At 66.3% G+C, this 21,125-nt stretch carries 21 protein-coding genes; 6 read left to right on the top strand and 15 right to left on the bottom strand.

The features are described 5' to 3' along the window. Positions 1–10: 10 nt before the first annotated feature. The 4 genes from EH231_RS02010 to rplS form a co-directional block, all read right to left on the bottom strand. Complete coding sequence (locus EH231_RS02010; protein ID WP_003881082.1) at positions 11–316, bottom strand: DUF2469 domain-containing protein; 306 nt, start codon at positions 314–316, stop codon at positions 11–13. After that, positions 313–1,152 (bottom strand): ribonuclease HII, encoded by an 840-nt coding sequence (locus EH231_RS02005; protein ID WP_124714148.1) that lies wholly within the window; start codon positions 1,150–1,152, stop codon positions 313–315. The genes EH231_RS02010 and EH231_RS02005 overlap by 4 nt, the downstream gene beginning before the upstream one ends. 22 nt (positions 1,153–1,174) lie before the next feature. Further along, positions 1,175–2,035 (bottom strand): signal peptidase I, encoded by an 861-nt coding sequence (gene lepB / locus EH231_RS02000; RefSeq protein WP_124711776.1) that lies wholly within the window; start codon positions 2,033–2,035, stop codon positions 1,175–1,177. Positions 2,036–2,102: 67 nt separating this feature from the next. After that, positions 2,103–2,444, bottom strand: coding sequence for a 50S ribosomal protein L19 (gene rplS, locus EH231_RS01995; protein ID WP_029111328.1), 342 nt, complete (start codon positions 2,442–2,444; stop codon positions 2,103–2,105). A gap of 324 nt (positions 2,445–2,768) precedes the next feature. Here rplS and EH231_RS01990 point away from each other — a divergent pair, with 324 nt between their 5' ends. Next, positions 2,769–3,725: a serine hydrolase gene (locus EH231_RS01990; protein ID WP_124711775.1), complete on the top strand. Its 957-nt coding sequence runs from the start codon at positions 2,769–2,771 to the stop codon at positions 3,723–3,725. On the opposite strand, the gene trmD is transcribed toward EH231_RS01990, so the two are convergent. Genes trmD through rpsP form a run of 4 tightly spaced genes read right to left on the bottom strand, consistent with a single transcriptional unit; the run spans position 3,722 to position 5,684 of the window. After that, complete coding sequence (gene trmD / locus EH231_RS01985; protein ID WP_090425064.1) at positions 3,722–4,405, bottom strand: tRNA (guanosine(37)-N1)-methyltransferase TrmD; 684 nt, start codon at positions 4,403–4,405, stop codon at positions 3,722–3,724. The genes EH231_RS01990 and trmD overlap by 4 nt on opposite strands. 13 nt (positions 4,406–4,418) lie before the next feature. Further along, positions 4,419–4,946: a ribosome maturation factor RimM gene (rimM, locus tag EH231_RS01980; protein WP_090425063.1), complete on the bottom strand. Its 528-nt coding sequence runs from the start codon at positions 4,944–4,946 to the stop codon at positions 4,419–4,421. Between the two features lie 10 nt (positions 4,947–4,956). Beyond that, positions 4,957–5,199 carry an RNA-binding protein gene (locus EH231_RS01975; protein WP_003881089.1) on the bottom strand — a complete coding sequence of 81 codons (243 nt, stop codon included), beginning with the start codon at positions 5,197–5,199 and terminating at the stop codon, positions 4,957–4,959. 8 nt (positions 5,200–5,207) lie between these two features. Further along, positions 5,208–5,684, bottom strand: coding sequence for a 30S ribosomal protein S16 (gene rpsP / locus EH231_RS01970; RefSeq protein WP_036445451.1), 477 nt, complete (start codon positions 5,682–5,684; stop codon positions 5,208–5,210). A gap of 308 nt (positions 5,685–5,992) precedes the next feature. Between rpsP and EH231_RS01965 the strand changes: the two genes are divergently transcribed. Next, positions 5,993–6,622 (top strand): Rv0361 family membrane protein, encoded by a 630-nt coding sequence (locus tag EH231_RS01965; protein ID WP_124711774.1) that lies wholly within the window; start codon positions 5,993–5,995, stop codon positions 6,620–6,622. A 31-nt stretch (positions 6,623–6,653) separates the two neighbouring features. On the opposite strand, the gene EH231_RS01960 is transcribed toward EH231_RS01965, so the two are convergent. Continuing rightward, a complete protein-coding gene (locus EH231_RS01960) occupies positions 6,654–7,073 on the bottom strand; it encodes a nuclear transport factor 2 family protein (RefSeq protein WP_090425061.1) in 420 nt (139 codons plus the stop codon). Between the two features lie 32 nt (positions 7,074–7,105). Here EH231_RS01960 and EH231_RS01955 point away from each other — a divergent pair, with 32 nt between their 5' ends. From EH231_RS01955 to EH231_RS01945, 3 genes are all read left to right on the top strand, one after another. Then, positions 7,106–8,008, top strand: a complete 903-nt coding sequence (locus EH231_RS01955; RefSeq protein ID WP_164480735.1) for a D-alanyl-D-alanine carboxypeptidase family protein — start codon at positions 7,106–7,108, stop codon at positions 8,006–8,008. Between the two features lie 78 nt (positions 8,009–8,086). After that, positions 8,087–8,914, top strand: a complete 828-nt coding sequence (locus tag EH231_RS01950) for a D-alanyl-D-alanine carboxypeptidase (protein WP_090425060.1) — start codon at positions 8,087–8,089, stop codon at positions 8,912–8,914. Between the two features lie 150 nt (positions 8,915–9,064). Next, positions 9,065–10,561 carry a diflavin oxidoreductase gene (locus tag EH231_RS01945; protein WP_241178074.1) on the top strand — a complete coding sequence of 499 codons (1,497 nt, stop codon included), beginning with the start codon at positions 9,065–9,067 and terminating at the stop codon, positions 10,559–10,561. 77 nt (positions 10,562–10,638) lie between these two features. Here EH231_RS01945 and EH231_RS01940 read toward each other — a convergent pair whose 3' ends face one another. The 6 genes from EH231_RS01940 to ftsY form a co-directional block, all read right to left on the bottom strand. Beyond that, positions 10,639–11,697, bottom strand: a complete 1,059-nt coding sequence (locus EH231_RS01940; protein ID WP_090425058.1) for a metal-dependent hydrolase family protein — start codon at positions 11,695–11,697, stop codon at positions 10,639–10,641. Between the two features lie 4 nt (positions 11,698–11,701). After that, complete coding sequence (ffh, locus tag EH231_RS01935) at positions 11,702–13,255, bottom strand: signal recognition particle protein (RefSeq protein WP_090425057.1); 1,554 nt, start codon at positions 13,253–13,255, stop codon at positions 11,702–11,704. A gap of 63 nt (positions 13,256–13,318) precedes the next feature. Then, positions 13,319–15,817, bottom strand: a complete 2,499-nt coding sequence (locus tag EH231_RS01930) for a [protein-PII] uridylyltransferase (protein ID WP_090425056.1) — start codon at positions 15,815–15,817, stop codon at positions 13,319–13,321. Between the two features lie 81 nt (positions 15,818–15,898). Continuing rightward, a complete protein-coding gene (locus EH231_RS01925) occupies positions 15,899–16,237 on the bottom strand; it encodes a P-II family nitrogen regulator (protein WP_003881099.1) in 339 nt (112 codons plus the stop codon). A 6-nt stretch (positions 16,238–16,243) separates the two neighbouring features. Beyond that, the gene (locus EH231_RS01920) at positions 16,244–17,548 is read right to left on the bottom strand and encodes an ammonium transporter (protein ID WP_205266331.1); all 1,305 of its coding nucleotides are present in this window, start codon (positions 17,546–17,548) and stop codon (positions 16,244–16,246) included. A 233-nt stretch (positions 17,549–17,781) separates the two neighbouring features. After that, on the bottom strand, positions 17,782–19,137 hold the full coding sequence (ftsY, locus tag EH231_RS01915) for a signal recognition particle-docking protein FtsY (protein ID WP_205263328.1): 1,356 nt from the start codon (positions 19,135–19,137) through the stop codon (positions 17,782–17,784). 403 nt (positions 19,138–19,540) lie between these two features. On the opposite strand from ftsY, the gene EH231_RS01910 reads away from it, so the two are divergent. Then, positions 19,541–21,112: a PE-PPE domain-containing protein gene (locus EH231_RS01910; RefSeq protein WP_124711772.1), complete on the top strand. Its 1,572-nt coding sequence runs from the start codon at positions 19,541–19,543 to the stop codon at positions 21,110–21,112. The last annotated feature ends 13 nt before the right edge of the window (positions 21,113–21,125 follow it).

The raw sequence follows: 21,125 nt of genomic DNA, 5'->3' as shown, positions 1-21,125 counted from the left end.
CTGTCCGCCGCTACTCCGGCAACCGCAGCTCGGGCTTTTCGACCTCTTCGATGTTCACGTCCTTGAACGTGATGACGCGCACCTGCTTGACGAACCGAGCCGGGCGGTACATGTCCCACACCCAGGCATCGGCGAGCCTCAGCTCGAAATAGACTTCGCCCTCGGAGTTGCGCGGAATCAGCTCCACGCTGTTGGCCAGGTAGAACCGGCGCTCGGTCTCCACGACGTAGCTGAACTGCCCGACGATGTCCTTGTATTCGCGGTAAAGCGAGAGCTCCATCTCGGTTTCATACTTCTCGAGATCCTCGGCGCTCATCTGGTGTGCTGTCCTTCTGGTTGTGCTGATGCCCTGTCGACCATCTTTGCGTACCCCACTTCAGCATGCCGCATTGGTGCCACATCCCGTCGTACGTCTGTCATCTCTGCGGCCCGCCGCACGCCGGTGCTCTCTGCGGCCCGCCGCACGCCGGTGCTCTCTGCGGCCCGCCGCACGCCGGTGCTCTCTGCGGCCCGCCGCACGTTCACATACGAGTAGCGGTGCTCCGCGCACGGTCCCAACTCGACCAACGCCTCGGAGTGCGCCGCAGTGCTGTACCCCTTGTGCTCGGCGAACCCGTAACCGGGGTGGTGCTGCTCCATCTCGACCATCAACCGGTCCCGGCTGACCTTGGCCAGCACGCTGGCCGCCGCGATGCAGGCGGCCGCGGCGTCTCCCCCGATCACCGGCAAGGACGGCACCGCCAGGCCCGGCACCCGGAACCCGTCGGACAGTACGTAGCCGGGCCGCAGGGACAACCCTGCCACCGCACGCCGCATGCCCTCGATGTTGGCCACGTGAACACCGAGCCGGTCCACCTCGTCGGAGGGGATGAACACCACGTGATAGGCCAGCGCGTACCGGCGAATCAGTGGAAACAGCCGCTCCCGCTCCCGCTCCCCGAGCTTCTTGGAGTCATCGAGAGACGCCAGGCTGTCCATCCGGTTGGGGCCCAGTACACAGGCGGCCACCACCAGCGGTCCCGCACAGGCCCCGCGGCCCACCTCGTCCACCCCGGCGACCGGGCCGAGACCGTTGCGATACAAGGCGGATTCCAGGGTGCGCAGCCCGGATGACCTCCGGATGACCGTTCGCGGCGGCCACGACGTCTTCACCACTGGAGGCACAGGGCAGCTCCTAGGAGTCGGTCTGCGGGTTCACGCCGTTGATACCGCCCCAGCGGGACGGTGGCCAGGCGATGAACCGTGCCTTTCCGATTACATTCTCCACCGGAACGGTGCCGGCCATCGGATCGCCGGTGCACTGAAGTCCATTCCGCGCGTCGGCGGGCAGGTTGCTGCAGTGCACGCGTGAGTCGGCCGAGTGCGTCCGGTTGTCACCCATCACCCACAGGCGATCGGATGGGACCGTGACGGGTCCGAACTCAGGACCCAAGCACGGGTAGATGCCCGGGTCGGCCATCATGGTGGCCGGGTCCAGGTACGGTTCGTCGAGGCGTTTTCCGTCGACCGTCAGCCCAGTGTCAGCACGGCACTGCACGGTCTGACCGCCGACCGCGATCACCCGCTTGACCAGGTCGTTCTCGTCCGGCGGCACAAACCCGACAAACGAAAGGGCGTTCTGCACCCAGCGGATGGCGGTGTTGTCCGAACGGATCGACTTGTAACCGATGTTCCACGACGGCGGACCCTTGAAGACCACCACATCGCCCGGCTCGGGCTTGGAGAACCGGTAGGTGACCTTGTCGACCATGATCCGGTCACCCACGCAGCCGGCACAGCCGTGCAGCGTCGGTTCCATGGACTCCGACGGAATCAGGTACGGACGCGCGATGAACGTCAGCGTCACGTAATAGAGCACCAAGGCGATGGTGGCCAGAATGGCAATCTCGCGCGCGGTGGAATGCTTGCGCTTGGGTGACTCGTCCGGCGCTTCGCCGGTGGCCGACTCCGCCGAATCTGGGGCGGAATCAGGCTCTGAGTCCGATTCGAGGCTGCCCTCCGAGCACGCGTCGGCGGAATCGGTGGGTCCGGTCACAGGCACCACAGTAGCGAGCGTTGTGACCGGTCCCGCGACGAGAGCTTCGTCAGGCGGAGCAGCGCGCTCAGCGCTTTTCCTTGATCTTCGCCTTCTTGCCACGCAGTTCGCGCAGGTAGTAGAGCTTGGCGCGACGCACGTCACCGCGGGTCACGACATCGAGGTGATCGATGTTGGGCGAATGCACCGGGAAGGTCCGCTCGACGCCGACGCCGTAGCTCTCCTTCCGCACGGTGAAGGTCTCGCGGATGCCGCCGCCCTGGCGACGGATCACGACACCCTTGAAGACCTGGATGCGCTCCTTCGAGCCCTCGATCACCTTCACGTGCACGTTGACGGTGTCGCCGGGGCTGAAGGTCGGGATGTCGTCGCGCAGCGACGCCTGATCGACGAAGTCCAGCGTGTTCATCGGTGACACTTCCTTGTTGTTCGCGGCTCCGGACGGGCACGCACGTGGCGCGCAGCCGAAGCTATTTTCGGGTGTATCGGGGTGTATCTCGCAGCGGAACGCGGACAAGCCGGACCAGGCCTGCGCAGACAACTGCTCAATTGTGCCAGACGGGTCCCCATACCGTGAAATCCGGCGGGTCTCCGTACCCATCTGCACCGACTCGGGCAGCATACTTCGAGCACGACTGAGCACGCGAGCCACAAGGCGAACAGTTAGGCTGCACACACCGATGTGCCGGTCCTGTAGAGCCCATCGGATTTTCTTGACGGTGCAAGGAGGACCATGCGACGGCGGCCGTCGAAGCTGAGGATTGCGAACGCGGCCGGCGTGACGGCAGTGGTCGCGATGGCCGTCGTAACGGTTGGTTGCGAAGCTCGCGTCTACGGAACACCCCCGGCCCCGGCCGGGGCGCCGCAGCTGACCGTCGTCGTCCCCCAGGGCAGCCTGGCCCCGCTGCCCGAGGCGCCGCCCGGCGAACCCGCCGCCGCATTCATGGGGCTCGGGGACCGAGCCCAACTGGCCACCGAGAACGCCGCCGACGCCGGCGCCGAGATCACACTGCTGGTCCTCGACCGCAACACCGGCCAGCTGGTGTCCAACGGAAACGGGACGACCATCGCCATCGCGTCGGTGGTGAAGTTGTTCATCGCCGACGATCTCCTGCTGCAGGAGGCCAAGGGGCAGACGGTGATCACCCCCGACGACCGCGAACAGCTCGACGTGATGCTGCGGTCCTCCGACGACAGCGCCGCCGAGGTGTTCTGGAACCGCAGCGGCGGCAGCGCGATCGTGAACCGGGTGGCGGCCCGCTACGGCCTGGGTTCCACCCGGCCGCCGAACGACGGGCGATGGTGGAACACCATCAGCACCGCGGCGGATCTGGTGCGCTACTACGACATGCTGATGAACGGCAGCGGCGGCCTTCCCGCCGAACAAGCCAACGTGATCCTGGCCAACCTGGCCCAATCCACCCCGAACGCCATCGACGGCACCCAACCGGGCGGCATCTACCCCCAGCGATTCGGCATTCCCGAAGGCCTCTACGCCGAACCCGTCGCGGTCAAGCAGGGCTGGATGTGCTGTATCGGTTCGGACTGGATGCACCTGTCGACCGGCGTGATCGGCCCCGACCGTCGCTTCATCATGGTGATCGGTTCACTGCAGCCCACGAACGCCGCCACCGCGCGCGACACCATCACCGACGCCGTCAAGACGATGTTCCCCGGCGGCCGGATCTAGGACTCGTCGAGCAGATCCGGCCTGCGTTCACGGGTCCGTTGCAGCGATTGCTCATGGCGCCACGCTGCCACCTTGGCGTGATCCCCGGACAGCAGAACATCGGGCACTTCGAGCCCGCGCCAGCTCTGCGGCCGGGTGTAGCTCGGCCCCTCAAGCAGTCCGTCGGAATGCGAATCCTGTTGGTGCGAAGCGGGATTGCCCAACACGTCGGGCATCAACCGGACCACAGCCTCGATCATCACCAACGCCGCGGACTCGCCGCCGTTGAGGACGTAGTCGCCGATGGAAACCTCTTCGACCCGCATCCGGCGGGCCGCGTCGTCGGCCACCCGTTGGTCGATCCCCTCGTACCGTCCACAGGCGAACACCAGGTGAGACTCCGCACTCCAGCGTTCGGCCACCGCTTGGGTGAACGGCCGTCCCGCAGGGGTCGGTACGACCAGAAGCGTTTCCTCGGAACAAATTTCGTCGAGCGCCTCACCCCACACCGGCGCTTTCATGACCATTCCGGGTCCCCCGCCGTACGGGGAGTCATCCACCGAACGGTGCACATCGTGGGTCCAGTTCCGCAGGTCATGCACGGACACGGTGAGAATTCCGGCGTCGATCGCCTTGCCCGGCAGCGACTGCCGGATGGGATCGAGGTAGGACGGGAAGATCGTGACGACATCAATGTGCACGGTTGCGCACCTTCTAGACCAGGTCCAGGTTCAGCAGACCGTCTGGAGGATCGATGACGACGGTTCCGGTTTCCCGGGACACCGAGGTGACGATGGCGCTGACGAACGGGATCAGTACTTCGCGGCCATCCGTATCGGCTTTGACCGACAGCAGTTCGCCGGCGGCGGTGTGCAGCACCTCGCGGACCGCGCCCACCGCGGTGCCGTCGACCGTGACGACCCGCAGTCCTTCGAGTTCGTGGTCGTAGAACTCGTCGGGGTCATCGATCGCGGGCAGGTCGGCGGTGTCGACGATGAACACCGTGCCGCGCAATTCGTCGGCCGCATTGCGGTCGGCGACACCGGCCAGCCGGATCAGTAGCCGACCCGCGTGATCACGCACGGACTCGACTGAGAAAGTGCGCTCGGCACCCCCCTTCGCGCGGCCCCGAAGGGCCACGCCAGGGGTGAACCGAGCGTCGGGGTCGTCGGTACGGACCTCGACAACGACCTCACCGGAAATGCCGTGAGCTTTGACAACCCGCCCGACAACCAGGTCCATGGATCCGACGCTACTGGTCGGTGTCCACCACGTCGACGCGGATGCCGCGCCCACCGATGCCTGCGACCAGGGTCCGCAGCGCAGTGGCGGTACGGCCTCCGCGCCCGATGACCTTGCCCAGGTCGTCAGGGTGCACGTGAACCTCGACCGTGCGCCCGCGGCGGCTGGTGACCATGTCGACGCGTACGTCGTCGGGATTGTCCACGATGCCGCGGACCAGGTGCTCGACGGCGTCGACCACGACAGAACTCACTGCGATGCTCAGCTCTCGCTTGCGGCTTCGTCGGCAGCGGCCTCAGCAGCCGGCGCCTCGGCCTCGGCGGTCTCGGCAGCAGCCTCGTCCTTCTTGGGAGCCTTCTTCTTCTTGGGCGTGACGGCCGCGGCACCGGTGCCGCTCTCGGCCTCGGCCAGCGCCGCGTTGAACAGCTCCAGCTTGGACGGCTTGGGCTCCTTGACCTTCAGCGTGCCCTCGGCACCCGGCAGGCCCTTGAACTTCTGCCAGTCACCGGTGATCTTCAGCAGGGCCAGCACCGGCTCGGTGGGCTGGGCGCCGACACCCAGCCAGTACTGCGCGCGCTCCGAATCGATCTCGATCAGGCTCGGCTCTTCCTTGGGGTGGTAGCGGCCGATGACCTCGATGGCGCGGCCTTCGCGGCGGGTGCGCGCGTCGGCGACGGCGATGCGGTACTGGGGGTTGCGGATCTTGCCAAGCCGGGTGAGCTTGATCTTGACAGCCATGGTTAAGCACTTCTCCTCTGTGTCACGCTGCAATTCAGCGATGCGGACGGAATTGCCCGATCCGGTTTTGCCTTACGTGTGTGACCGCCGCGCAGCGCATTGAACGAGTCGCACGGCAGACAGCCGCCAATTGTGCCAGAGCAGGCAGTACCGGCCAAAATCGCGGAGTTCGAGCTGACGAATCGACGCTTGCTCATCGCTGCGAATGATCGCCTGCTCAGGTGACTGCGGCGTCCCACATTTTGGTGCGTCGCGGTGGCCGGTCACACCGTTAGGGTTCTGACAGCCCTGCAGCAAGAGGAGTCTTCGTGACATTTCCGCCGGGACCGCCAGACCCGTGGTCATCAGCGCCGCCGCAGCAATTCGGGGTGCCGCAGCAGCCAGGAACCCCGAACCCGTTCGGGGTTCCTGGGCAGCCCTACGGAGGCCCGCCGCCGTATCAGGCATCGTCGCCGTACGGCTACGGCACACCCGCGCCGTACGGCTACGGCATGCCCCCGCCGGGTCGGAACAACAGCAAGCGCACCGCGTTGATCCTCGGCGGCATCGGCGGGGCGGTCATCCTGCTCGTCGTCATCGTCATGGTGATCGTGATGGGCACCGGGTCGTCCAGCGACGAGCGCGCCATCAAGCAGGTCTTCGAAGACATCAGCGAGACCGGATCAGCGTCAGAGTCGATGAAGTACTTCTGCGCAGAAGATCAGCAGATGATGAAGAAGTACGAATCGAGCATGCCCGGAAGCTTCGACGCCGACATCCCCGAACCCACGGGGCGACCGGACTCGGTCGAGGTCACCGATGTGAAAGTCGACGGTGACCGGGCCACAGCCACCGTCATAACAGACGGGGAGCCCGACGGCTCCGCCTACTTCCGCAAGGAAGATGGCGATTGGAAACTCTGTATGGCCGAAGATCCGAAGCTGGCCCCACGGTCCTGATACGGCCTCAACGACACCAGCGGAGCCCCGCCTAAACGACCTTGTCGAAACACTTGGTCTCGACCCGGCGGCTCATCCGCCACCCCTCGGAGGTCCGGACGAACTCGTCCTCGTACCAGAGCCCGCAGAACAACACCTGCTGTTCCAGCCCGGGCAGCACCATGGGGTTGAAGCAGATGGTGCGGGACGACGCGGTGTCGCCGTCGATTCGGACATCGAAGTTGCCGAGCATGTGCGCATAGGCCGGGAAGTTCGGCAGCACCTCGGCCAACCACGCCTTGACCTCCGGATACTGGCCGTCGATACCGCCCATCGCGCGGTAGTCGATGTAGGCATCAGGAGTGAAGACCGCATCGAGGTCATCGAACAGTCGACGGTCTATCGCCGTGGAGTAGTCGATCAACAACTGCTGGATCTCCAGACGATCCGAAATCTCGGCCAGGCTCAACATGTCTCGATTCAACACGATTAGGCTGGCCCGCCATGGGGAGGTTCGTCAGGTTCTCTGTTGCAGCGACGGCCGCGGTTGCCGTCGCGCTGATCCCACTCTCATCGGTGTCCGGAGCAGTGCCGGTGGCCAGAGCCGATCTCGAAGTGCAGCAGGTCGGATCCGCACCCATCCCGGACGGTCCCGCGCAGGGCTGGGTGGTCGCCGACCTCGACACCGGCCAGGTATTGGCAGCCCGCAACGAGAACACCCACTACGCGCCCGCGAGCACTATCAAGACCCTGCTGGCTCAGGTGGTGCTCGACGAGGTCCCGCTGGACACCACGATCGTGGCCGACGACGCCGATACCAAAGTCGAGTGCAACTGCGCCGGCGTCGCGCCCGGGCAGACCTACACCGCGCGCCAACTGCTGGAGGCGGCACTTCTGGCCTCGGGCAACGACGCCGCCAACACCCTGGCCCGCATGATCGGCGGCCCCGAAGCGGCCGTGGCCAAGATGAACGCCAAGGCGGTCGCGCTCGGGGCGAACAGCACCAACGTCGCGACGCCGTCCGGACTGGACGGGCCCGGCATGCCGTTCTGGTCCACACCGCACGACATGGCGACGATCTTCCGCGGAGCGATGGCCAACCCGGTCTTCGCGCAGATCACCGCGATGCCCTCGACCACCTTCCCCAGCAAGACCGGCAATCGGGTCCTGGTCAACCAGGACGAGCTGCTGCATCGCTACCCCGGTGCCATCGGCGGCAAGACGGGCTTCACCGACATCGCCCGCAAGACATTCGTCGGCGCCGCACAGCGAGACGGCCGCCGACTGGTAGTCACGATGATGTACGGGCTGGTCAAGGAGGGTGGCCCTACCTACTGGGATCAGGCCGCCACACTTCTGGACTGGGGTTTCGCCCAGGATCGGTCCGCCAGCATCGGGTCGCTCTAGGCTGCGCGATTCAGTCGATATCTGAAGGAAACCTGACCGCGCGCTGATCGAGTCCGAAGCTCCGTAGCGTCGGCGCTCGTGCGAAGACTGTTCGGGGCGCTCGCGCTCGCCCTCGGCACGGCAATGACCGCCGCGGCCATCGGGTCCCCTCCGGTCGCTGCGCAGCCCGGTGTTCAGCCTGCGGGCGCCCAGATTCCCGACGGGCCGGCCAAGGCGTGGCTGGTCGCCGATATGGACACCGGCCAGGTGCTGGCATCCAAGGATCCCAACGGCTCGTACGCCCCGGCCAGCACCATCAAGCCGCTGCTGGCGATGGTGGTGCTCGACCACCTTCGGCCCGACAATTTCGCCAGGGCCAACGAGTCGCACACCAAGGTCGAATGCTCGTGCGTGGGGCTCAAGCCAGGGCAGCCGTACACCACCCGCCAACTGCTCGAAGCACTGCTGATGGTGTCGGGCAACGACGCGGCGAACATGCTCGCCGACATGCTCGGTGGGCGGCCCGCCACCGTGGCGGCGATGACGCGCAAAGCGGCGAGCGTCGGCGCCCGCAACACCCGGGCCGGCTCACCATCGGGCCTCGACGGCCCCGGCTGGGAAACCGTCACCACCCCGCACGACCTCGCGGTGATCCTGCGGGCAGCGCTGAGATACCCGCTGATCGCCCAGATCATGGCGCAACCGTCGGCCCAGTTCCCGGGCAAGACCCTGACCAACCAGAACGAACTGCTGCAGCGCTACCCCGGTGACATCGCCGGCAAGACCGGATACACCGATCTCGCCCGCAAGACGTACGTGGGTGCTGCCCAACGCGGTAACCGACGTCTGATCGTGGTGCAGATGTACGGCACCGGCGATCTGTACGGTCAGGCGATCGACTTGTTCGACTACGGCTTCTCACACTGACGGTGAACGCCGAGGGGTAAGAGGTAGGGCCCCACCAAGACTCGCAACAAATTAAGGTCACCCTAAATTCGCGTGGTGTGCCCGCGCGCGATGAGGGGAGCCGACTTGTCCGACCGTGAGTTCTCGTTGGTGGTCGCCTACGGCACCGACATGGGCAACGCCGAAGACGCCGCCATGTCGTTCGCCGAAGCCGCCACTGCCGCCGGAATTCCCGCCGAGGCCGTCGAACTCAACCAGGTGGAACTCCACCATCTCACTACCACAACGCATTTCATCGTGGTGACGTCAACCTTCGGCGACGGCGAATTCCCGGACACCGCCACATTGTTCTGGGAGGCGATCAGTGCCTCGACCGAGCGGCTGGAGCACATGAGTTTCGCTGTGCTCGCCCTCGGAGACTCGTCCTACGAATTGTTCTGCAACGCAGGAATACTCCTCGACGCGCGGCTGGAAGAGCTCGGCGCAACCCGGCTGACAGACCGGGTCGACGTCGACGGCTATTACGAACAACCTGCCGCTGCCTGGACCACCGACCTCGTCAAGCAGCTCACCGCCGCCCAGAGCGGACCCACGATCGGTGCTGTCACCGTCATCGAAAGCCCCCCGGCCGACCCCCCACAACGCAGCCAGGAACGCTTCGCAGCACCCCTGACGGTCAATCGGCTGCTCACCTCGGCGGAATCCGACAAGGAGGTTCGCCACTACGAGCTCGACCTCACCGGTTCCGGGATCGCCTACCAGGCCGGCGATTCGCTGGCCGTCCACCCGCTCAACGATCCTGGTCTGGTAGCGGCGATCCTGACCGAACTCAAAGTGGGACCCGCCCACCGCGTAGCCGGAGCCGATGAGACATTGGGGGTTCTGCTCTCCGAGCAGCTCGAGATCCGCACACCCTCGCGCGCACTGCAGGAATTGGCGGGTCCCGCCGCCTACGGCGAGGACGTCCTCGATCTCATCAAGCGGGCCGACCTCACCGTCGATGAGGTCGTCGATACGTTGCGCCCGTTGCAGTTCCGCGACTACTCGATCGCCTCAAGCCCCCTGGTTCACCCCGATCACGTGCACCTGACCGTGGCCACGGTGCGCTACCCCGCCACCGACCGCCAACACGGCGGCGTGGCGTCGACGTACCTTGCGGAGCGCACCCAGAGCGTTCGGATTCACCTGCGCCCCAACCATCATTTCCGGCTGCCCGCCGCCGATGTACCGATCATCATGATCGGGCCGGGCACCGGTATCGCACCGTTCCGCGCCTTCCTGCAGGAACGACAGGCCGCCGGAGCGTCGGGCCGGTCCTGGCTGTTCTTCGGGGACCGGCGCCGGGCCACCGACTTCCTCTACGGCCAGGAGCTCACTGGATTTGTCGAGTCCGGCGTGTTGACCCGGCTCGATGTGGCGTTCTCCCGTGACCAGGACACCAAAGTGTATGTGCAGCAACGTATGCGGGAGAATTCAGCCGAGCTGTTCGCCTGGCTGCAAGACGGTGCCCACCTTTATGTGTGCGGTGACGCCGAACGCATGGCCAAGGACGTCGACGCCACTCTGCACGAGATCGTCGCCGAGAGCGGCGGCATGGACGCCGGTGCCGCGCACGCCTATGTCAACGACCTGATCAAGACCCACCGCTACCTGCGGGACGTGTACTGAGGCCTACTCCGCGAGCAGACGCGTAGGTACCCGAGAACGCGGAATTTCGGGTACCTACGCGTCTGCTCGCCGAATGGTCAGTACACCCGGCCGCGCAGGATCACCAGATCCGGGCGGCTGACCCCGCCGTGGCGCGGATCCTCGGTGTAGCAGACCAGGTCCGCTGACGCCCCGTGCTCCAGAGCGGGCCGGCCGAGCCAGGCCCTGGCGTCCCAGCTGGCCGCCCCCAACGCGGCGGTGGGACTCATCCCGATGCCTTTGAGTGCCTCGATCTCGTCGGCGATGCGGCCGTGGGCGATCATGCCGCCGGCATCGGTGCCCGCGAAGATCGGCACGCCCGCCTCGTGGGCCGCGCCGACCCGGCTGCGGCAAGACGCGTAGAGATCGCGCATGTGCTTGGCATACGCCGGGTACTTGCCTGCCGCGTCGGCGATGCCCGGGAAGTTGTCGATGTTGATCAGGGTGGGCACCAGCGCCGTGCCGTGTTCGAGCATCAACTCGATGGTGTCGTCGGTGATTCCCGTGCCGTGCTCGATGCAGTCGATTCCGGCGTTGATGAGCCCGGGCAGGGCCTCCTCGCCGAACACGTGCGCGGTGACCCGCGCCCCCTCGGCGTGGGCGGCGTCGATCGCCGCCTTGAGGATCTCGTCGGACCACAGCGGCGCCAGGTCCCCGACGCTCCGGTCGATCCAGTCACCGACCAGCTTCACCCAGCCGTCGCCCCAGCGGGCCTGCTGGGCCACCGCGTCGGGCAGCTGCGATTCGTCCTCGATGTCGATCGGCAGCCCGGGTGAGTACCGCTTGGGCCGCGCCAGGTGCCGGCCCGCCCGGATGATCCGTGGCAGGTCGTCGCGCTCGTCGAAGCTCCGGGTGTCCACCGGTGATCCGGCATCCCGCAACAACAATGCGCCGGCATCGCGTTCGGTTTCGGCCTGCGCCACCGACTCGTCCAGTGACACCGCGCCGCCGGGCCCCAGCCCGACATGACAGTGCGCGTCGACCAGGCCGGGGATGATCCAGCCACCGTCAAACACGGTGTCGGCGTTGGCAATCGGCTCCGCTGACAGCACGCCCCGGTCCACCCACCACTCGACGGGTTCGCCGTCGGGTAGGCCGCGTCCCCGGACGTGGAGCACAGCGCTACTTCTGGCCGGGGAACTTCAGCTTGGAAAGGTCGAAATCGGCCAGGCCGGGCGGCAGCTCGTCCAGACCCTTGGGCATGTTCGACAGGTCCGGGAAACCGGCAGGCATCCCGGCGCCGAACGGGTTCTTCGGCGGGGTCGGACCGCGGCCCTTCTTCTTGCCGGCCTGCTTGTTCTTGCCCTTGGCGGCCTTGCGCGGAGAGTTCTTGCGTCCGAACGGCATGCCCATCTGGCCGGCCATCGACGACATCATCTTGCGGGCGTCGAAGAACCGGTCGACGAGCTGGTTGACCTCGGAGACCTCGACACCGGAGCCGTTGGCGATACGGAGCCGGCGCGAGGCGTTGATGATCTTGGGGTCGGCCCGCTCGGCCGGGGTCATGCCGCGGATGATGGCCTGCACCCGGTCCAGCTGCTTGTCGTCGACCGCGGCCAGCGCGTCCTTCATCTGGCCGGCCCCGGGCAGCATGCCCAGCAGGTTGCCGATCGGGCCCATCTTGCGGATGGCCAGCATCTGCTCGAGGAAGTCCTCCAGCGTCAGCTCGCCGGAGCCGATCTTGGCAGCGGCCTCCTCGGCCTTCTGCTGATCGAAGACCTGCTCGGCCTGCTCGATGAGGGTGAGCACATCGCCCATGCCCAGGATGCGGCTGGCCATCCGGTCGGGGTGGAAGACGTCGAAGTCTTCGAGCTTCTCCCCCGCGGAGGCGAACAGGATCGGCACACCGGTGATCTCGCGGACCGACAGGGCCGCGCCACCACGGGCGTCGCCGTCGAGCTTGGTCAGCACGACACCGGTGAAGCCGACGCCCTCGCGGAACGCCTCGGCGGTGGCGACGGCGTCCTGACCGATCATCGCGTCGAGGACGAACAGCGTCTCGTCGGGTTTCACGGCATCGCGAATCGCCGCGGCCTGACCCATCAGCTCGTCGTCGATACCCAGCCGGCCGGCGGTGTCGACGATGACGACGTCGTAGTGCTTGGCCCGGGCCTCAGCCATACCGGCCGACGCGACCGCCACGGGATCGCCGTGGCCGCCGATCGCCAGGCCGTCGGGTGAGGTGCCCGGGTGCGGGGCGAAGACACCCACACCGGCGCGCTCACCGACGATCTGCAGCTGGTTGACCGCGCCGGGCCGCTGCAGGTCACACGCCACGAGCAACGGGGTATGGCCCAGTCCCTTAAGCCATTTCGCCAGCTTGCCGGCCAGGGTGGTCTTACCGGCACCTTGCAGACCGGCCAGCATGATCACCGTCGGCGGGTTCTTGGCGAACGCCAGCTGACGGGTCTCGCCGCCGAGGATGCCGATCAGCTCCTCGTTGACGATCTTGACCACCTGCTGCGCTGGGTTCAGCGCGGCCGAGACCTCGGCGCCCTTGGCACGATCCTTGATGCGCGCGACGAAGGCACGCACCACCGGCAGCGAGACGTCGGCCTCCAGCAGGGCCAACCGGATCTCGCGCGCCGTGGCGTCGATATCGGCGTCGGTCAACCGCCCCTTGCCGCGTAGACCCTGCAGGGCTCCGGTCAACCGGTCAGACAAGCTCTCAAACACGTGGTAAGCCTAGCGGCCGGGCACGGACGGGGTGGTGAGCCCACCAGCCAACCCGCTCAGAGGTCAGCTGGCGTGCTCAGCCGGTTTGGCCGGTTTGGCCGGCGGCGGCGCGGGAAGGATCGCGAACATGTCGCGCTCAAGTTCCTCGCGGAACGCGGCCCGCCGCTCCTCGTCGGCAGCCAGTGCCGGCGCGGTGATGCAGAACACGTCGACCACCGAAGAGCCCAGCGTGGTCACCTTCGCCCAGGAGACATCCACGCCGTCTCGCTCGAACACCGCGGTCAGACGGGCCAACAGACCGGACCGGTCGATCGTGCGGATCTGGACGATCAGGTCTTCGGGCGCGGTGCCCACCGACCACAGGATGCGCGGCGGGGCGGGCACGTGATTGGCCGGTACCGAGGCCAGGATCTCGCCGGCCCGGGTCGTCGGATGCTGGGCAGCCTCCAGATCCCGCCGTTCCAGCGCACCGATCACGTCCAGTTCGCCGTCGAGCGCCAGGATGAACTGCTGACGCAGCAGCTCGGCAGGTGGTGGGGCACCGAAATGCGGGGACACCGCGAAGGTGTTGATCGCCGAGCCCTCGTGACTGTTGACCGAGGCCGAGTGGACCCGCAGGGAGTTCAACGCCAGCACGCCCGCCGCCTTGGACAGCAGGCCGCGCCGGTCCGCGGCGATCATCGTCACGTTGTAGATGTGCGGGCTGTCGCCCTCGGTGAGCTCGACATGGACACCCGCCTCGGCGGCCAGCGCCATGAACCGCGGCTCGATGGGATCGGGTTTCGGCAGCGATTCACCGGCCATCACCAGCCGGCACCGGCGGACCAGGTCACCGATCAGCGATGCCTTCCAGTCCCCCCACACCCCCGGTCCGGTGGCCAGCGAATCGGCCTCGGCCAGGACGTGGAGCAGCTCCAACAGCACCATATCGCCGCCGAGTGCATCGGCTACGGCGTCAATGGTCTTGGGATCCTGCAGATCTCGCCGTGTCGCGGTGTCGGGCAGCAGGAGGTGGTACCGCACGATCTTCGACAGCACATCGATGTCGGATGGCCACAGACCCAGCCGGGTGCCGATCTGGGTGGCCAGTTCTGCACCGATCACACTGTGGTCGCCGCCGCGCCCCTTGCCGATGTCGTGGCACAGCGCACCCAGCAGCAGCAGGTCCGGACGTGACACCCGGGTGGTGAAAGCACCTGCCCGCGAGACGGTTTCGACCAGATGCCGGTCAACTGTCCAGGTGTGCACGACATCCCGCGGCGGCAGGTCTCGCACCGCGCCCCACTCCGGGAACAGCCTGCCCCACAGACCGGTACGGTCCAGCGCCTCGATGGTGGCGACCGCTGCGGCGCCGGACGCGAGCAGCACCAGCAGGTCCTTCAGCGCCTGGCGAGGCCAGGGCGTGCGCAGTTCAGGTGCGGTTTCGGCCAGTCGGCTCAACGTGGACACCGCCATCGGCAACCCGGTAGTGGCCGACGCGGCCGCCACCCGCAGGATCAGGCCGGGATCGCGTTCCGGCCGGGCGTCGCGGGCCAGGATCACCTCGCCCGCGTACTCGATCACCCCTTCGTCGAGAGGACGGCGCACCGGGCGGCGCAGAGCGGCAAAGCCACGCCGCGGTAAGGCATTGGCGGCTGTGCGAATCCCGGAATCGACGTAGTAACTGACGGTGCGCGCGGCATCCGAGAGGGTGCGGGCCAGATCGAATCGGTCCCCGATCCGCAGGGCCGCGCCGATCTCGTCGGCATGCTGTGCCAGCAACAACTCCCGGCCCCGGCCGGAAGCCCGGTGCAGTTCGGTCCGGACATTGAGCAGCGCCAGGTGTGCATCACCCAGAGTTCCGGTCGGCGAGGCCAGAGCCCGGCTCGGATACACGTCGGCCAGTTGCGCTATCGCGAGCGCGTTGAGCAGCTGAACGTCCCGCAGACCGCCCCGGCCCGATTTCAGGTCAGGTTCGGCTCGGTGCGCGATCTGGCCGCTGCGCTCCCACCGCGACTGCGCATGCTCGACGAGTTCGTCGAACCGCGAAGCGATTCCGATCCGCCACTGCCGGCGCGAGCCGCCGACCAGCAGTGCCGACAGATCGGCATCACCGGCGATATGACGCGCGTCGAGCATCGCCAGACCCACCGAGATGTCTTCACCTGCGACTTTGAGCGCCTCGGGCACAGTACGGACGCTGTGATCGATACGAATGTTGGCGTCCCACAAGGGGTACCAGAGTTTCTCGGCTACTTCGGAGACGAGTTCGACAGGCATGTTGTCGTGCAGCAACGTGAGGTCGAGGTCGGAGTAGGGCAACATCTCGCCGCGGCCCAAACCACCCGTGGCCACGATCGAGAATCCACTGGTGGCGGTGATCCCGATCTCGGCAGCCTTTGTGGTGAGCCAGAATTCGTGCAGATCGAGTAACGCGTTGCGCAGAGCGGCCGCATCCAGCTGGCGCGATCCCCCGCTGAGCAACTGCTTGGTGGCCGCCGTCAGATCGTTGGCGGGCCGGGACGAAACCGCCGGAGCCCCTTGGGGAGAGACTCCGGCGGATTCTGCGTTGTTCTCTGTCATTTCGACTCCTCCCCGGCCGATCACCGGGTTGTGCTCACGCGATTGCTGGCCGGGGAGAAGGCGTCTCGACGGACGCTCCGACTACAGCGCGTCAGCTCCTCGCTCACCGGTACGCACCCGAACCACGGTGTCGACCGGGCTGACCCACACCTTGCCGTCACCGATCTTGCCGGTACGTGCGGCCTGCACGATGACATCCACGACCTTGTCGACCGCGGAGTCGTCGACAACGACCTCCACCCGGACCTTCGGCACGAAATCGACCGAGTACTCAGCACCCCGGTAGACCTCGGTGTGACCCTTCTGACGGCCGTAGCCCTGCACCTCACTGACGGTCATTCCCAGAATGCCCGTCTGTTCAAGGCCGGTCTTGACATCCTCCAGCGTGAACGGTTTGACGATCGCAGTGATCAGCTTCATATTTCCTTATTCCTCCCCGCCGTGACGACCAAGAACAGAACCGGTTCCGACAGCGACGAAGTCGTAAGCGCTCTCCGCGTGCTCGGACTCGTCGATACCGGAAGCCTCCTCTTCTTTGTCCAGGCGCAGGCCCACGGTGTATTTCACAATCAACGCCAAGATAGCCGTACCCACCGCCGAATAGAGCAGAACAGCACCCGCCCCGACGGCCTGTCGCCACAACTGATCGAACCCGCCACCGTAGAACAGACCGGCGACAGCGGCAGGCGCCTCCTTGGTGGCCACCAGGCCGACCAGCAACGTGCCCACGATGCCACCGACCAGGTGGACACCCACGACGTCGAGCGAATCATCGAAACCGAACTTGAACTTCAGGCCCACCGCCAGCGCACACAGCACACCTGCGGAAACACCAATCACGAGTGCGCCCACCACATTCACCGACGAGCAGGACGGCGTGATCGCCACCAGGCCGGCAACGATGCCCGAAGCCGCACCCAGCGATGTGGCGTGGCCGTCGCGGATGCGCTCGGTGAGCAGCCATGCCAGCATGGCCGCCGCGGTCGCCACCGTGGTCGTGACGAAGGTCGAACCGGCAACTCCGTTGGCCGACACCGCGGAACCGGCGTTGAATCCGTACCAACCGAACCACAGCAGGCCGGCGCCGAGCATCACGAACGGGAGGTTGTGCGGGCGCATCGGCGTGCCGGGCCAACCGAGCCGCTTGCCGAGGATGATGGCCAGGACCAGGCCGGCCGTACCTGCGTTGATGTGCACCGCAGTACCACCCGCGAAGTCAATTGCCTTGAGCTGGTTGGCGATCCATCCCCCGTGGTGAATCACGGTCTCACCGTCGGAGCCCTTGACGTCGAAGTCGAAGACCCAGTGCGCGACCGGGAAGTAGACAACAGTCGCCCACAGCGCGGCGAACAGCAGCCAGCCGCCGAACTTGATGCGGTCGGCGACAGCACCGGAGATCAGTGCGACCGTGATGATCGCGAACATCAGCTGGAAGCCCACGAACACGGAGGCCGGGATGGTCCCGGCCAGCGCGATGGGCGCATCGGCCGAACCGTTCCCGCCGATCAGGCCCTTGAGACCGAAGAACTGTGCCGGATTGCCGATCACGCCGGCGGTGTTGTCGCCGAATGCGACCGAATAGCCGTACAGCGCCCACAGGACGGTCACGACACCCATGGCGCTGACGCTCATCATGATCATGTTGAGCACGCCCTTGGCACGGACCATGCCGCCGTAGAAGAAGGCCAGGCCCGGCGTCATCAGCAGCACAAGTGCGGCGCTGGCCAGCATCCATGCTGTGTCACCGGTGTCCGGCGCACCCAATATCGGGAATTGCTCCACTCGCAGTTTCCTCCTTCACCACGCCACGGCCGCAAGGATTTACGACCATTGACCTGGTCCAGAACAATGCTGAGTGGATGTTTCAGCCACGGCGCCGTTGCGTTTCGCTCGTGTGAACGGATAGCCAGGCTGCGTTTCGCCGGTGTTACACCGTGCCTTTCCCGGGGTTTTTCCGCGGGATTTCAGCCCAGAAGGGCGTCGACGAAGGCCGCCGGCTCGAACGGAGCGAGGTCGTCGGGACCTTCCCCGAGTCCGACGAGTTTGACCGGGACACCGAGTTCCTGCTGGACCCGGAACACGATCCCGCCCTTGGCGGTCCCGTCGAGTTTGGTCAGCACCACCCCGGTGATGTCGACGACCTCGGCGAACACCTTGGCCTGCGGCAGGCTGTTCTGCCCGATCGTGGCATCGAGTACCAGCAGCACCTCATCGACTGCGGCCCGCTTCTCCACCACTCGCTTTACCTTGCCGAGTTCGTCCATCAGGCCGGTCTTGGTGTGCAGGCGGCCCGCAGTATCGATCACCACGACATCGGCCCCGGCCCTGACGCCCTCGTCGACGGCGTCGAACGCCACCGATGCGGGGTCGGCACCCTCGGCGCCCCGCACCACCTCTGCACCGACGCGAGCGGCCCAGGTCTGCAGCTGGTCGGCGGCCGCGGCGCGGAACGTGTCGGCGGCGCCGAGCACGACCCGGCGGCCGTCGGCCACCAGCACCCGCGCCAGCTTGCCCACGGTGGTGGTCTTACCGGTGCCGTTCACGCCGACCACCAACAGCACGGACGGCTTCTCGGCATGCGGCAGCGCCTTGATCGATCGGTCCATCTCGGGTCGCAGCTCGGCCATCAGCACCTCGCGCAGCACCGCACGCGCATCGGCTTCGCTGCGCACGCTCTTGCTGGCCATCCGCTCACGCAATGCCGCGACGACGGATTCGGTGACCACCGGGCCGAGGTCGGCGATCAACAGGGTGTCCTCGACAGCCTCCCAGGAGTCTTCGTCGAGATCGCCGCCACCGAGCAACCCGAGCATGCTGCGGCCCAACGCGTTCTGTGACTTGGCCAGGCGTCCGCGCAGCCGGTCCATCCGGCCTTCGGCCGGGGCGATGTCCTCGACGGCGGCAGCGACCGGATCGGGGGTTTCGGCCGGCTCGACGGCTGGTTCCGGTTCGACGACCACTTCCGGCTCGGCCGGTTCGACCGGCGTCTGCGGAGCGACCGGCTCGACCGGCGGCTCCGGCAGCTGCACATCGGAGATGGTGCGTTTGGGTGCGTCGCGCGGAATGGTGGCGTCATCGCCGACCGCGGGCAGCCCACTGGTGTCGATGCGCTCAACGGTCGCGGTGCCCGACTGGCTGAACGTGATGCCCGACGAAGCCGTGTAGCCGCCGGAGCGGTCGATCGGTTTCGCGGCGTCTCGCTCGGACAGGCTGATCCGCCGCCGGCGGTATCGCACCAGCCCCACGGTGAGAGCGACGACAACGAGAACGGCGACGACCGCGATAGCGATCCACAGACCCAACAACGCACCTTCTGTCACGCCGTCATTGTCGCAGGGCGGCGGTGTGGGAACGACCGGCCCCGTTGCCGGCCGACCTGCCGCCGATCGCCGCGTCCACCGATGCCGGCGAAAACTCGGCTCAGCGGATTGCTCAAAACCGTGGTACACGAACGTACCGAAGCGGTATCTTTCACTCACCACGCCACCGGACGAACGCGCTCGTTCCAGCCGTAGATATCCTCTACGGCTTAGCTGACGTGATGATTTATGCCATTCTAAACCTGCCCTCTACCTATGATTTTGCAGTTTTCCAGCGCACTTCTTTCAATTCGCTGACAACGGGCCGGAATGTGGTTCACGATCCACGTGGGTCGGGAATGGCTTCAGCGTTTGGTCGGCATGTGGTCCTTCCCTTGGGATTTTCGCGAAAGGGAGGAAAAGGATGCACATTCGTGTGCTTCGGGGGCTGGCAGTGACGCTGGTCGCCCTGGTCGGCACCGTCGGGCTGGTCGTGACGGCGAGCATGACGACGTTGGTTCAACTGGCGGCCACGGCGCTCATCATGGGCGGGACCGGAATGAAGGCGCTGGGAGATCCGCATCAGTGGGGTGCCGGCACGTACCTGGACCAGGTGAACAACACCTATCTGTCCGATCGGCACCTCGACGAGGACGATTTGAAATGGGTACAGACACCGGAGCAGTTCTGGCCCGCGACCAGCCTGACCGACATCAGCTTCGACACCTCGGTGGCCCGCGGCGTCCTCAGCCTCAACAACGCCGTAATGAGCACACCGGGCGAAAAGGTCGTCGTCGGCTACTCACAGAGTGCCAACATCGCCACCCGGGAGAAGCGGAACCTGGCCGAGTTGCGCGCCCAGGGCGCCACGGTGCCCTCGCCTGACGAGCTGTCATTCGTGTTCGTGGCCAACCCCAACCGGCCCAACGGCGGAATCCTGGCCCGGTTCGAGGGCCTCTACATCCCGATCCTCGGGGTCAGCTTCGACGGCGCCACCCCGGATGATGAATACACGACGATCGATGTCGCGCGCCAGTACGACCTGATCGCCGACTTTCCCAAGTATCCGCTCAATCTGCTGGCCGATCTCAACGCCCTGATGGGCTACGTCTACCTACATCCGAACTACGGGTCATCGGTGGTCGACCTGAACGATCCGAGCACATACGACTCCTACACGTCCGGCAACACCACCTACTACCTGGTGCACACCGAGCACCTTCCGCTGCTGCAGCCGTTCCGCGACATAGGGATCCCGACGCCGGTCATCGACCTGGTCGAGCCCACCCTGCGGGTGTTGATCGAGCTCGCCTATGACCGCACGCCGGCCAACATGGGTGTCCCGACCCGCGCCGGGCTGATACCCCACATCAATCTCGACAAGTTGGCATCGGACCTGAGAGCCGCGGCCGAGGAGGGCGTGCGCAATGCCCTCGCCGGCCTGGGGATCAACACAGCCGACACAGCCGATCGTCACACAGAAACCGTTGCCGCACTGGATAAATCGGTGACCGAGAAGGTGACACCCGGCGTTTCGACGCCGGAGGGGCTTCCGCCCGGGCTGACCCGACTGCACGTGCCCCGCACGCATCCCACAACGGATAACGCCATCCTCGCCGTAGCCGACACCGACATCCCGAAATCCGATCCGGAGACGAAGGATCCTGAGGCCGACACCGCCGTCGACACAGCCGTGGACGCGGTCGTCAAAGCCGAGGGCGACATCAAGAGCGAGGTCAAGACCAAGACGCCACCGAAGCCGAGATCGGCGGCCGAGCGAATCAGGCAGACAGTGCGGCAGGCACTCTCGCCCAAGGCGTCCGACGGCGTCAAGGTCGACGAATCGGGCGCCGACCCCCATCCGACCCGCAAGATTCATCGCACCGACGAAAGCGGTTCGGCCCAGCCCACATCCGGAACCGCGGAGGCGAAAGACAGCGGTACACAAGATAAGCCACGCCGTAGCCACCGCGCCGCACACTCCGACGCGGCATAGGGGCACATCGGTC

Source organism: Mycolicibacterium nivoides (assembly GCF_003855255.1).
Classification (GTDB): Bacteria; Actinomycetota; Actinomycetes; order Mycobacteriales; family Mycobacteriaceae; genus Mycobacterium; species Mycobacterium nivoides.
This window is presented reverse-complemented; position numbering and strand designations above follow the sequence as displayed.